At 31.4% G+C, this 13119-nt stretch carries 12 protein-coding genes and 3 pseudogenes; 10 read left to right on the top strand and 5 right to left on the bottom strand.

The window, feature by feature from the left end:
- Window position 1: 1 nt before the first annotated feature.
- Window positions 2-1524 (bottom strand): annotated as a pseudogene (locus tag D0S48_RS04635) (spore germination protein).
- 316 nt (window positions 1525-1840) lie between these two features.
- Here D0S48_RS04635 and D0S48_RS04630 point away from each other — a divergent pair.
- The 3 genes from D0S48_RS04630 (at window position 1841) to D0S48_RS04625 (ending at window position 3399) form a co-directional block, all read left to right on the top strand.
- Window positions 1841-2125 (top strand): hypothetical protein, encoded by a 285-nt coding sequence (locus tag D0S48_RS04630; RefSeq protein WP_144538195.1) that lies wholly within the window; start codon window positions 1841-1843, stop codon window positions 2123-2125.
- A gap of 197 nt (window positions 2126-2322) precedes the next feature.
- Window positions 2323-2463 (top strand): hypothetical protein, encoded by a 141-nt coding sequence (locus D0S48_RS20555; RefSeq protein WP_186318140.1) that lies wholly within the window; start codon window positions 2323-2325, stop codon window positions 2461-2463.
- A 195-nt stretch (window positions 2464-2658) separates the two neighbouring features.
- Entirely contained in the window at window positions 2659-3399 is a 741-nt protein-coding gene (locus D0S48_RS04625; protein ID WP_151110358.1) for a CPBP family intramembrane glutamic endopeptidase, read from the top strand.
- Between the two features lie 395 nt (window positions 3400-3794).
- On the opposite strand, the gene D0S48_RS04620 is transcribed toward D0S48_RS04625, so the two are convergent.
- A complete protein-coding gene (locus D0S48_RS04620; protein WP_151110356.1) occupies window positions 3795-4334 on the bottom strand; it encodes a GNAT family N-acetyltransferase in 540 nt (179 codons plus the stop codon).
- Between the two features lie 353 nt (window positions 4335-4687).
- On the opposite strand from D0S48_RS04620, the gene D0S48_RS04615 reads away from it, so the two are divergent.
- Window positions 4688-5170 carry a hypothetical protein gene (locus D0S48_RS04615; RefSeq protein WP_151110354.1) on the top strand — a complete coding sequence of 161 codons (483 nt, stop codon included), beginning with the start codon at window positions 4688-4690 and terminating at the stop codon, window positions 5168-5170.
- 175 nt (window positions 5171-5345) lie between these two features.
- Window positions 5346-5786: a hypothetical protein gene (locus D0S48_RS04610; protein WP_144538199.1), complete on the top strand. Its 441-nt coding sequence runs from the start codon at window positions 5346-5348 to the stop codon at window positions 5784-5786.
- 1484 nt (window positions 5787-7270) lie between these two features.
- On the opposite strand, the gene D0S48_RS04605 is transcribed toward D0S48_RS04610, so the two are convergent.
- Window positions 7271-7690 (bottom strand): hypothetical protein, encoded by a 420-nt coding sequence (locus tag D0S48_RS04605; protein ID WP_151110352.1) that lies wholly within the window; start codon window positions 7688-7690, stop codon window positions 7271-7273.
- A gap of 93 nt (window positions 7691-7783) precedes the next feature.
- Window positions 7784-8215, bottom strand: a complete 432-nt coding sequence (locus D0S48_RS04600; protein WP_151110350.1) for a hypothetical protein — start codon at window positions 8213-8215, stop codon at window positions 7784-7786.
- Between the two features lie 438 nt (window positions 8216-8653).
- On the opposite strand from D0S48_RS04600, the gene D0S48_RS04595 reads away from it, so the two are divergent.
- The 5 genes and pseudogenes from D0S48_RS04595 to D0S48_RS04570 all read left to right on the top strand — a co-directional run bounded on the left by D0S48_RS04595 (window position 8654) and on the right by D0S48_RS04570 (window position 11736).
- Window positions 8654-8923 (top strand): CD3324 family protein, encoded by a 270-nt coding sequence (locus D0S48_RS04595; protein ID WP_144538203.1) that lies wholly within the window; start codon window positions 8654-8656, stop codon window positions 8921-8923.
- 129 nt (window positions 8924-9052) lie between these two features.
- Complete coding sequence (locus D0S48_RS04590; protein WP_151110348.1) at window positions 9053-9703, top strand: FusB/FusC family EF-G-binding protein; 651 nt, start codon at window positions 9053-9055, stop codon at window positions 9701-9703.
- A 72-nt stretch (window positions 9704-9775) separates the two neighbouring features.
- Window positions 9776-10489, top strand: a pseudogene (locus tag D0S48_RS04585) (DUF5694 domain-containing protein).
- A gap of 511 nt (window positions 10490-11000) precedes the next feature.
- Window positions 11001-11237 (top strand): annotated as a pseudogene (locus D0S48_RS20830) (ATP-binding protein); the annotation flags it as partial.
- Between the two features lie 31 nt (window positions 11238-11268).
- On the top strand, window positions 11269-11736 hold the full coding sequence (locus tag D0S48_RS04570) for an Imm30 family immunity protein (protein WP_144538206.1): 468 nt from the start codon (window positions 11269-11271) through the stop codon (window positions 11734-11736).
- A 128-nt stretch (window positions 11737-11864) separates the two neighbouring features.
- On the opposite strand, the gene D0S48_RS04565 is transcribed toward D0S48_RS04570, so the two are convergent.
- The gene (locus D0S48_RS04565; protein WP_151110346.1) at window positions 11865-13097 is read right to left on the bottom strand and encodes an MDR family MFS transporter; all 1233 of its coding nucleotides are present in this window, start codon (window positions 13095-13097) and stop codon (window positions 11865-11867) included.
- Window positions 13098-13119: the final 22 nt, after the last annotated feature.

Here is a 13119-nt window from a genome sequence, read left to right as displayed (position 1 = left end):
TTCACCTTTTTTCAGGTTTTATAGGCTCTGTATCATATTTTTTCTTATTTTTTGCTTTAGTACTGGTAGGTCTTTTGCTTGTTAATGGTAAAGGCATTCTGATAATACTATTACTCCAGTCTTTTAGACGAGGAGGATAAAATGGAGCGGTATAAGGAGTCCCCATACTGGATTGTCTTAAAAGATGAATAAGGATAAAACAAAAAGCAAGCATAACGCCAAAAAATCCCCAGAATCCTGCTAAAATTATTATTGGAAATCTAAGGACCCTAATTACATTTCCCATCATGTAACTAGGAGTTGTAAAAGAGGCTAATGCACTTAAAGCAATAATAATTATTAATATATTGCTGGTAATTCCCGCTTGCACAGCTGCAGTTCCAATTACAATACCTCCAACGATACCAATAGTTTGGCCGATCTTTGTCGGCAATCGACCGCCGGCCTCTCGTAATAATTCAATAATGATTTCTAACAATAATGCTTCAAATACTGGGGGAAGGGCACCAAAGCCCTTGATTCACTAAGTGGTACTAAAAATGCTTGCGGTATAACTTCATAATGAAAAGTCAATGCAGCAACGTATATGGGTGTCAAAAAAATAGATAATACAACAGCACTAAACCTTAATAATCGAAGAAAGGTTGCTATTTGCCATCTAAGATTTTGATCCTCTCTACTTTGAAAAAATTCTATAAACGATTGGGGACAAATGATTGCCATGGAACTACCATCAACAATTACTCCCACTTTTCCGTTTAATAGGGAATCGCAAAACCTATCAGGTCTCTCAGTAAGAAGAAACTGAGGAAAGATTGACATAGAGTTATCATCAATCATTTGTGTAAGAGCGGCACTATCTATCAATGCATCAAGTTTGAGGCTCGTAATTCTCTGTCTTAACGAGCTGACTATTTCTTCTGAGGCGATTCCGTTCATGTACAATAAAGTAACTGATGTGTTTGTTAGTTTGCCAACTTTGAATTTTTCTAAACTTAGATCGGGACTTATTATGTATCTACGTACAAGAGAAATATTTGTTGAAATGCTCTCATTGAACCCAACCTGAGAGCCAATTACTTGAGATTCGTTTTCCGGTGCCGACAAACTACGCGACTCATTTTTAGAGATGCTTGCTAGAACAACTTGAGAGTTCCCTTCCACATGAATCAATACTGTTCCATTTACCATTGATTGAATTGCTTCATCTAGGAGATCTGACAAGTCTATTTCAGGTATGGATAGATTAGCTTTAATGCACTCTGGAGAATCATAACTTTTTTGTTGCAACTCTCGCAGGATATGCTCATTTAAGGTCTGTCCATCCACAAGATTATCAATATAAATAATAACGAGATTAGGAGTAATGTCTCTTACAATCAAATCTGATGGATTGTTTGTTAACTCCCTTATTTCTTTTATAAATAAACTGTTTGAGGCAGAAATAGTTTTTTGCGTGGATTCTGTTTCTTTCCCTTTTTTGACTGAAGGAAGATTTTTAAAGAAAGACAGTTTAAATTTCATATCGTGTATTGTCCTCCTCCTATTCTAGACTTCATATTTAGAATAGGTTATAGAGGTATTATTTATACTTATGTGGTAATTTTCTTTAACTTTTAACTAAGTATTTATCTACTATCAAACCAAGATGTTATTTAAATTAGATAAAAGCCCACTTTCTCAATGTGAATTGAAGTTTAGTGGGGTAGGTTATCTATCTCCAGGCTATAGGAACGAGATTTGGGTATTTGGTAGTATTTGATGGTTGATATCGGAAGTCGGGAGTATAGATAAACTTGGACTAATGGGGTTAGAAGTGCAATGAATGGGGTTGAAGCTAATGGATAATTATGATAATCCGGTTAATAATATAATAAGTTATGAAAAACTCTTAGCTTTTTTAGAAGAGGGTAGAGAAATCGAATTTATTTACAAAGATAAAGAGTATTTTATTTCTCATTCTGCTAAAGAAGGTCGAGCGTTATGGTGTGGTAAAACAAGATTAAGTGAGTATTTTGCTATGAAAGATGTAAGTAAGTTGGAGGATATAAAAATAAAAGGTGAAAGTATAGCTGATTTACTTAAAAATAAAAGAGAAGAAATTAAGATTCAAACGATATTTTAATTAAAAAAATTAAAACCTTTGCGGATGTAGTGAGCCCATAATTTGGTTATGTGACATCTAAATCTAACTTGGGGTTTTTTTGCATTAAGAGTAAGTTAACCGAGGCATCAGAAATGATGCTTTTTTTATTTCCATGAAAGGTAGTATTAATAATTTGATCATATTACTACTCTTTTTAGAGACAAGGAGGGAATACAATGATAAATATGGAAAAGTATAGAAGTAGAATGTTAGTGGAAATCGCTGAGCTTCAGAAAATTATACATGAAGTCATTGATAGTATAGAAGTTGTCAAAATTTCTAGGCGGTTAGCTCATAAAATACTAAAACTACTTTAGAAATCATAAATATTATTAAGTAATTGGACTACTTGCGACAGTTTAACGAATATGATTTTCATATCTAATGAAAAAAAAAAGGGGATTGATTTGAAAAGGTTGAAGAGTTTATCATATTGAATTTTAAAGTATAATATTTATTTTTAGTTCTGCATTTGGTTGGCAAGAAGATATTATTAGGAGGAAAGATGTGCAATGGATAATAAGTTAAGTTTTTCTAAAAAACACCCTATAAAAAGTATCATTCTGATTGAGCTCAGTTTTTTACTAGTGGTTTTTATAGCGGGTGCAATCGCAACAATAAAGCAATTAAGTTACAATTCTCCGATATTAATATCGTTTATACCAACAGCACTAGTGTTAATTATTTATTTTACATGGAAGAGAAAGTGGACTTATTTTGGTTTCAAACGAGAACTGACAAGAACAAATTGGATACCCTATTTACCACTACTTGTTATTTTGATCGTATTATGTTTACAAGGCTTTAGTTCTCAACCTCTTAAAACAATTATTTTCTATGTTGGCTTTGCTATTTTAGTTGGCTTTGTGGAAGAAAGTATTTACAGAGGAATAATGATTAAAATATTACTACCACTTGGTATCCTTCCAGCTATTCTGACTTCGAGTATCTTATTTTCTGTCACACACATGCTTAACTTGTTATCTGGACAGAGTATGGGGCAAACTGGACTTCAATTGGTATATTCTTTATTAATAGGTATTGTGCTAGCGCAATTATTTATTAGAACAGGAAATATTTATCCGTTAATTCTGTTTCATAGCCTTCATAATCTAATTCAATTTCTAGGTAGCGGAGGATCCAGTGCAATTCTTGATACGACAGTAATTATTATTTTAGTTGTAACTGCTATTTCGTTAGCATTATCTATGCGTAAAAAATTAGAAACAAAATTTGACCTCATTAGTGAATGAATTATAAATAATATTTAGCACATACACTAATCTCTAAACTGAACCTATTCGGGGTTTTTATGTTGTTTAGAAGGCAAATTTCGTTATACTATCATTAATAAATATGCGGTAACAGTATCTCAGGGTGGGCACTGCAAATACGCATTAAGTCCTAAACGACTTACACCTGGGTGATGAGGAGTACAATTTAGGACAATGCTAAAGAGAGAACAGTAGAAAACTTTGGAGCAATAACTTAGATTAAGGATAAAATACTATCTTCAAAAACTAAAGTAATAGAAATAACTGAAAAGACTGCCCCACGTCCAGTAAAACAATGAGACTTTATAATATTCAATATTATTATAAATAAAAATTCGTAGGCGAGCTTCTCTTATTTACTCAGATAACAAATGCTAGTGTTTAGGATTTAATATTGCATACATTTGATGGTCTTCCCAGCTTCCGTTTATTTCAACACTTTTTTTTGCTAATCCTTCATTGTGGAAACCAGCTTTTTCTAAAACACGAATAGAACCAATGTTGTCCGGCATTACACCAGCTTCTATTCGATGTAAGTTTAGTTTTTCAAAAGCGTATTCTATAACCAGATTAGTAGCTTCTGTAGTGTAACCTCTACCATTATATTCTTGGTCTAAGGAATAGCCCAAAAGTGCGCTCTGACGTGGCCCACGGAAAACTTGAAATAATGAGATAGATCCAATAAGAACATCACCGTCGATTTTAAATATACCAAATTGATATCCGATATCCTTTTTTATATTTTCTTCCCATTTTTCAATTAATTCTTTTTGAGTTTCTATAGTCCAGTAATTTTCTGGAAGTGATACAGAATAGTTTTGTTGAAAAGCTCGATTTCTCTTTTCTAAATTTAGTAATTCTTCAGCATCTGAGAGTATAAATGGACGTATATATACATTTAAAGGTTTTGACATCTAATCTTCCTTTCTGTAAGAAATAAACAAAATAAATTATACCATAATGGAAAAAGAAGTAAGACTAATTAATTGATAAGCTTTTTTAGTTGTTATGAATTAGTCACTTAAATGTTTGGTTTAGTTGATTTATTTATAGGAGAATTAAAATCTTTAGCTGCTATAACAAAGCTAGAAAATGCGAATGAAGTAATTCAAAGACAGACTACGAATATTTAAAGAGAGTCGCGATCCACCAATCTTATTAAATAAAGTAAATAAATTAGTTTATTTGTGCATGGAGTTAGTATGTAAAATATTTACTTACTTATATAAACTAATAATATAATGTGTTTAATAGAAGAGGTGTTTTTTTGAAATCCCACAAATTAATAATACTAATAATGTCTGTAATATCTATATTTTTAATATCTATATTTTTAATGTTTATATATTTATTATTCTTTTATGATGATTCACCAGACGAGTATAAAAAATATGATAGAGGAGTTACTATAGAGGTAAATAATATGAGTAATCAGACTTTGCCTAAACTTAATTTTTTATATACTGACGATATTGAAGTAGGAACAATAAAGGACTTAAAACCAGGGGAAACTATAAAATTGAGTGGGAGTAGTAAGGAGATAAAATTTAGTGATGTAAGTTTATATTTGAATTATTGTATTAATAATGGTGAAAAAAAAGTAGATAGTTTAGCATATATGTATTATAAAAAACCTTACAAAGTTGTTGTTATTATAAATGTTATTGGCATAGACAAAAATGGATTGTTAGAGTATGAGTGGAAAGGTTATAACGATTGGTCCAAATTCGGCCCGGAAATAATGAAGTAGAATGATAGTAACAAATAGTCCTGCTCACTTGAAACGTGGGTGGGGCTTTTTTTATATACTTTTTCATGTACAATAATATAAATGGTATAATTTTCTATTTAAAATAATGTGTCGTGTTTGCTGAAGAAGGTAAAATGTTTTTCTACAATGAAAATAAATAATTAGGAGAATTCAAATGAGAAGATTTTTTCTGTTATTGTTAGCGTCGGTAGTTCTTATGGGATGTACTCAAAATGCGGTAGATGAAGCAAGTTCAAGGTATTTAGAAGGAATAATAATATTTGATGATAAACACTATAATTTGATACATGGATACTATAATTACAAGGATGAAGAGGTAGAAATAAATAAATTGGACCCTTTTTCTCCAATGGAGGCAGCAGATCAATTTGATACTTTAGCTGTCGCTAAGGAGAGTAAAATAGAGATCTTACTTGAAGATAAAGCATCTCATATCACCGTTCATCAGTGGAATGAAAATGGGCTTATTGAGGAAGTCAAATTAAACGAGAATATATTGATGGTTCCAACAGAGGAAGGCTACTATATATATGAAGTAGTAGGAAAATGGAAAAATGGTGAAACTACTTTAGTTTTTGATATCGATGTTAAATAAAAAGTTGTGAAGTTTCTTAAAATCGATGTGCTTTTGTTAAGTATGACCAGCATTAATATTAAAATGCTTTAGTGCCTTAAGAAAATGGAAGGGAATGAACGTTGTGATTCACTTTGCAGAATTAGGAATTTTTTTAATCCAATACTCGCGATAATAATATGTGTAAATTTAGTTAGTATTTCTACTAATACTATAATTGTAAGTTTATCGTTAGCCTACATCGTCTTTACTATTACAATACTTGCTAGCTTCTAAGGTATTGGTGAACTAACGAAGAATTGCGTAAACCTTTCAGAGATGAGTTCAAACCTTGCGGAGACGAGGATAAACCTTGCAAAGATGGTTCTAACCTTGCGCAAAAGGAATCCAATGTTGCAGAGAAGCCGTAGAAACTTGCAGACCTTGCGGAGACGAGCGTAAACCTTGCGGAGATTAGTTCAAACCTTGCACAAAATGATTCCAAAGTTGCAGAGATTCGGCAGAACCTTGCCCAATCGTTTGGGATGAATTTGTATATCCACAATGCTAAATCCTTTATAAGATATTATGTTTCAAAAAGCTTTTATCTTTATTTTCGACAATGAATTACAAAGTCCAAGCAGTGCTATTTTTAATTTTAAAAGTTGGCGTACTTTATTCATTTAGTGAGTTGTGTACTAGTAGGAAGTCTTATAGTTTTGTTTAAAATAAGTTGTATTTCGTAAAATTTATGAAATCATTAAGTAAATTCATTTGATGTGTCAACATTATAGGAGGGATATTTAAATGAAAAAATTGTGCTTACTATTTATTAAATTATTAGTAGTTGGAGGATACTCAGATAAAAAGGAAATAGGTCAATTAACTAATAAATATGAGAACAGCTTGATGAGAATCAAAAGGTAATACAAGAGCAACAAAAAGCAATTAAGGATTTGAAAGACGAGATTTAGACATATAAACTAGTTCCACCCACTGACTATAGAACGACCATACAGGAAACTGATCGTGAGGCTAGGAATATAATACGACTTATCTCAGAAGGCAAATTTGAAGAATTGAAGAGGGAATATAGTGTTGAATTTGAAATTAAAGATGATGCAATAGATTTTGGTGTTCCACAAAACAATCAACCATTTCCAATTGAATTGGCTTCAAATTACATGTATATTGCGAATTTTATTATAGGTACAGATGGAATGGATATAAGCTATTTTTATTTCTAGTCCATACAGTGATAGATACGAATTAATTCATATGTCATTTGAGAAAGACATGAAATTTAAATATATATTTGTAGGAGAAGCCTAAATAATCTCACAGAGTTAGTAAATGAAACAGATAAATTGGGATTAACTGAAATAATCTCCTTAACTTCAATTGAAAAATTAAGATAGACTGGACATGATAGCTCTTATCTAGATGTATAACCACTTCGCGAAGTGTGGAATTTTTAAATTATAACTGCTCATATTAAACAATCATGCCCAAGTACAGAATATCCACTAAACACCCATTCCTTCAAAATGGGTTTCCTCACCATTTTTAAAAACTTTCAGGTACTCATAGTCCCCTTTGAAATTCAATTTGTAAAACTTATATGTGCCTGCTTCCTCTTCAGAAATAGAACTGTCTTTCAGGTAAATGTTTATCGAATTTTCGTCCGTTTTGATATCTATATCTCCAAAACCTTTTCCATCATCCAAGAAATCTTGATTAAGATACAAAAAGCGTTTATTTTTAGAATCGTTGAATATATAAATACCAGTTCCTGTACCTTTTTCATCATAATCTACAATCTCAATAAAGTTTTTCACATTGTCATTAGTGTTTTCTAAATTAATTTCTGAAATAGTTACTTTATTCTCCCCGCATCCGGTTAAAATGCAGCAAACCATTAAAATTAGTAATAATATTCGCTTCAAATATCTCCAACTCCTTTAATTTTTTTACCGCAACCTTTTCAAAATCTTTTGAAAAACACCAACCAGTGATGGAAAGTGGTTATATTATTTTTATTAATCCTTCAATGTTTCATTCTGTTCATACCTGCTTGCAATTGTTTCTAAATCTAAGGTTTTATAATTTTCCCAATTCACCTCTGCGAAAGTATCAGCTTCAAATCTTATTGCTAATATTTGTTCAAAAGGTTTACTGCCGGATTGGTCATTAAAGGGTCGGGCATACCATTTAATTTCTACAGTATTCACTTCATCTAATTTGGATAATCCTGCTAACATTTCCCCAGTATCCTTTAACAAAGCGTTTTTCGAACCTTCATCAGCATCTTTGTCGTATATTTTAATTAAGTAAATACCCTCATCTTCATATATTTTATATTCCTCTTTGGTAATTGATACAATAGTAGATTCAATAGCAGTAGGTTCATCACTTCCTTTACCACAAGCAGCTAATAATAATGTTGTTAATAATACTAATAACTTTTTCAAACAAAAACCTCCTTGTATATATTAACCATAATGGTAATACACGGAAGAAGGGTTGTATAGTCATCTTTTAATGCAAGGTAATTATTGCTTCTGTAACAGTGGGCTCTTGGGGAGTAACAAGTTACAAATTGTAGAGAGTGTTTTTCTTTGATTTGATAGCTAAGGTCTTAGGTACAAATTCATTCCTACCATCTATTCTGTAATGTTGTTTTGGCGTTGAAATTAATTTTGGTTATAATACAGTTAGTTAGAATTAAAAGGTGGTGCTTATAGTTGGAGAATCTAAAACGATTGTCTGATGCTTCATATACTCATGCAAAGCCAGTAGTTGGAAAGGCGATACTTTGCGTGGGGCGAGAAATTTCATCTTATCGCTAAGCTTTTCTAATCAATTGGCTTTGCTCCCTTATTCCAATTTATAATAAGGAGCGAGCGAAATTGAAGTATGTAAATGCACAACAGGTCTTACCGGAAAAGCTCATTGTAGAAATTCAAAAATATGTGCAGGGGGAGACATTGTATATCCCCAAGATGGAAAATGATTATCAAAAATGGGGAACACTTAGCGGCAGTAGGCAGCGTTTGGATAGCCGAAATACAGCAATTCGAAATGCCTTTGCTAGTGGTATTCGAATCGAGCAATTAGCTCAGGAATATCATCTTTCCGATGAAACGATAAAAAAAATTGTTTACTCACATAAAAAATAAAGTATACCCCATGTAGCTATTACATGGGGTGTTTGTATGTATAAAACGTTTCTAACGGATTCTTGGTCTATTAGTGTAGTCTTTTTACTTTTAAAATAGATATAATCAACTTTGTAGGAGCGATTTAATATGACAGAAAAATTTATAAAAAATGAGCAGTTCAATTTTATTCGAAAGCAAGTAGCCTGGATTAAGGATAGTACGAAGCAACATTTACCGCCGGGGGTACTAGCCTCAGTTTACGAGTTATCCAATGAAAAAATCTCTAACTGTGTGACAGATTTGACCCCAGAGCAAAAAGAGCTAATGGATTTTTCAGGTTTGAAAACAGTAGAAGCATATGAGCAGGCAGTGGAGCAATTACCTAATTATTTATTGGCATTCCCAACAATTAGCGAGCAACAATTGAAAAAGCTATTTCCGAAAAGTAAAAAATTAAAGCTCCCGGATCTTTCGAATATAGATTTACATCGCTTAACGTATTTAAGCTGGAACGATAGTCGGTCAAATAAAAAATATATATTGTATAAGCTAGATAGCCAATTGGTTGGAATCGAGTGTTCATTTTCACCATCTACAAAGAAAAACATTTGCTCGATTTGTCATTGTCATGGAGAAGTCACACATTTTTCTACGATCACAAAAGCGAAAAAGGTCAACAATCCAGATTATTATAAGTCTATTGGTAATTTAATTTGTGTGAATAGTACCGAATGTAATAAAAATATTACGGATGTTAGTTATTTGGAAGAGTTTTTGCGAGAGTCATTGAAAAAATAAATAGTTTGTAAAGCTAAAAAGAGTTATACAAAGGGGGTTTTTATCATTTCTAACCAAGATAAGCCTACGATTATGATATTAGGAACGTTTCATATGAGATATACACCAGATTTATATCGTATGGAGTTTGATGACTTATTTTCGATTAAAAGGCAAAATGAAATAATGATGGTTGTAGATGCAATTAAAAGGTTTAAACCAACCAAGCTTGCTTTTGAAGTTGTTAAGAGTGAAGAAAATTTATTGAATGATGAATATGAGAAATTTTTAGATGGCGAAATGAAATTAAAGATTGATGAAATACATCAATTTGGCTTTCGAATTGCAGCAGAACTCAATCATAAAAAAGTCTATGCTGTAGATTGGATGGAATCGGTTGGAAACAGAGGGATAGGACAAGTATTTGAATGGGCAAAAAAAGAACAGCCGAGTCTTTTTAAATCTATAGATGAAAAATATTGTTCCAATAATCTTACCAATATTGGAGATAAAAGTATTTATGAAGTCATTAAAGAATTAAACCAAAACCATAATGTAGAGAAACAGTAAGAAATGTATATGGCAGTTGCTAGGATTGGTAAGGGTGAGGAATATATAGGCATAGATTGGATCAGATGGTGGTATCAAAGGAATTTAATTATTTATTATAATTTAACGAAAATTACAAAGTTACCTTCGGATAAAACTCTGTTAGTCATTGGTTCTGCTCATGTTCATTTGATATCTCAATTTTTAAAAGAGAGTAGTTTGTACGAAGTAAAAAATGTTAGTGATTATCTTTTATGAATTATAATTTGTAATTTCATGGTCTATTTATTTTAGAATAGTAAATCACTTACATTAATAAATTTTTATTAAATAGATTTACTTGCATATTATATTGTTTTACTTTAAAGGGGTATGCTTTTTCTAATTGAACTACAGAAGTAGTTTATTTAAAGAAGGTATCCCTTTTTTTGCACGTTGCTAAAACATGGAGAATCAAATAGCTAAATCATTACGGGATCCATTTTTACTAATATTATTTATATAACTTTGAATTTGATTTAAAAATTTTACTTTATACATACTATTTTTATTAATTTTGTTATCTTGCTATTACATTCTAAACATCTTATTTTTTTCTATTTATGAGGTTAGAGTGTTTAAATTCAAAATGAATTAGAGAAGCGAGGATTTGCAAAACTTCCAGCAATATTAACAAAAGAGGAATGCGACTTCATCATAAAACTTTATAGTGAAGAGAAGTCATACAGGACAACAATCAATATGACAAGATATCGTTTTGGGAAGGGGGAATACTACAAACATACCAGTCTGAGTATACTATGCTGAAGAATTGTAGTTTGATGTGGTTGTATCTTTCAACGAAGCAGCCTTAGATACGGTTGGCATAATTGCAAATATTTTTAATGTTAAAGACTTTTCTTTCAAAGCTAATATGATAACCGACAATAAAGACATGATGCATGATATTATAGTAGGCAGAGACTTTTCGATAGATTCGAAAGTTTGTAACAACATAAAAGATATCGAAATTTGGAGCTAAAGAGGTGGAGTCAAGCATGAAATTAAATAATCAAATTAATACTTTGAAGTTAAATCGTTTTATGAAAACTGAAAATGAAATTCTGTTATTTGAAGAAGCATTAGAAGAAATAGGAAAAACAGATGATTATCATATAATTGCAAAGTTGATTGAAGTATTAGAGGATGACACAGAACATGAAGAAGTAATGTGGGGGCTTGTACACACAATAGAATATTTAAGTGAATTTTCTCCAAAAGAAGGTTTAAAATCACTAATAAATGCCATTCCAGATAACATTGAAAAATGTAGAGGGTGGTTAGAAATATTGCATTTTAGGATTTTAAACCATGATGAATATAGGAAACTATATGGACAAGCATTAAAAGAGATTGATGCTCAAAATCAGAAGATTGTATTGAACTTATTAAATGATATCAAGAACGAAGCCCCTGATAAATTTGGAGTCAAAGTTGAAGAGATAAAAATAATCTTGTTGTACTAACACTGCCCTTGATTTTAAAAGAATACTGCCCTGTTTGTTGAACTTATTAAACTAACTGGTGCTTTAGCTAAATATCTATTGTCTAGAACATCAAGAAAAGACATGCATTCATTTAAATCCTCTACTTTTTACTGATCTTTCGTCAATTTATAAAATATTGTAATACTTATTATTCCCATGATACCCATCATTAAAGTTAAAACTATGGCAGGTAACCAACTACTAATAATCATAAAGATTCCAGCTGTACTAATCCCGATAATGGAGGATATTTCATAAAATGCCAGATAAGTACTACGTGATTCGTTTGGTACAAGATTAGCTAATAGAGTTTGTTTAATCGGCATATACATTATTTCACCAATGGAAGCAAGTAGCATTGCTAATATTAGTATATAGGGAGTTGTGTTAAAGCTTATCACAACATATCCTACAAAAAAGAAAAGAAGACCTATGAGGAGAATACTTCGATCCTTGAACTTTTGCATGACTCTACCGATAATAACTGTCAAAAATACAACAAGAAGGGTGTTTTCTGCTTTTAATAACCCTAGAAGATTCGCTCCATCAATTTCCCATGAAAGGTTAATAAAAAAAGGGACTGGATCGTTAATTTCTTTGGTAAGTCGAACGCCTATATAATTTGTCAATTGCTCTTCCACGGAGATTATAAAAAGGCTAGCGATGGAAAAAATCGTGAAGGCCCGATGAGAAAATATAATTCTATAAGAATGGATAATTCTTTTAACACTAGAATTAGTTTTCTCATGGTTCGCTTCTATGTTTGGGGTATAAGTTTCCTGTATAAAGAAAAAGGTGATGAATACAGAAATTAAAGTACATAGTGCTACTCCCAAAAATAAATAAAATGGATAATCAAAAAATAAAAATGCACCTAATAAACTCCCAATAGCAATAGCAGTATTACGAATCCAATATGAATATGTATAAACAGTTCTTCGATCTTCAGGAGAGGTTATATCGATGATTAAGGCTTGATATACTGGCAAAGACGATCCAGAGCTAAATTGAATAAATAGAAAAAACACAAAGGTGACGTAGGGTGATAAATACCAAGGTGAATTGGCAAATGCAACACCTATAAATCCTAAAAAAATTATAAGTTCAGCAGAAAGAATAACTTTTTTTCGACCAATTCTGTCGGAAATGAATCCACCCAACAGTGAACCAATTACATTAGCAAGCATAACAAATAAAAATAATATACCAGTAATCAAGGTACCTACCTGATGAGAAAGATAAATTATCAAATAAGGTATAACAGCCATGGTAGCTAAAGATGTAATAAATAATAGAAGTAAACGAATGCGAATTGTCGGATGAAATTTATTGAAGCTCATTTTTTTATCTCCTTTATTATTG

The organism is Psychrobacillus sp. AK 1817 (assembly GCF_008807035.1).
Lineage (GTDB): Bacteria > Bacillota > Bacilli > Bacillales_A > Planococcaceae > Psychrobacillus > Psychrobacillus faecigallinarum.
This window is presented reverse-complemented; position numbering and strand designations above follow the sequence as displayed.

Excerpts from the sequence above, each read along its gene's own strand:
- D0S48_RS04630 (WP_144538195.1), top strand. The coding sequence starts at position 1,841 with ATGGATAATTATGATAATCCGGTTAATAATATAATAAGTTATGAAAAA.
- D0S48_RS20555 (WP_186318140.1), top strand. The coding sequence starts at position 2,323 with ATGATAAATATGGAAAAGTATAGAAGTAGAATGTTAGTGGAAATCGCT.
- D0S48_RS04625 (WP_151110358.1), top strand. The coding sequence starts at position 2,659 with ATGGATAATAAGTTAAGTTTTTCTAAAAAACACCCTATAAAAAGTATC.
- D0S48_RS04620 (WP_151110356.1), bottom strand. The coding sequence starts at position 4,334 with ATGTCAAAACCTTTAAATGTATATATACGTCCATTTATACTCTCAGAT.
- D0S48_RS04610 (WP_144538199.1), top strand. The coding sequence starts at position 5,346 with ATGAGAAGATTTTTTCTGTTATTGTTAGCGTCGGTAGTTCTTATGGGA.
- D0S48_RS04590 (WP_151110348.1), top strand. The coding sequence starts at position 9,053 with ATGACAGAAAAATTTATAAAAAATGAGCAGTTCAATTTTATTCGAAAG.
- D0S48_RS04570 (WP_144538206.1), top strand. The coding sequence starts at position 11,269 with ATGAAATTAAATAATCAAATTAATACTTTGAAGTTAAATCGTTTTATG.
- D0S48_RS04565 (WP_151110346.1), bottom strand. The coding sequence starts at position 13,097 with ATGAGCTTCAATAAATTTCATCCGACAATTCGCATTCGTTTACTTCTA.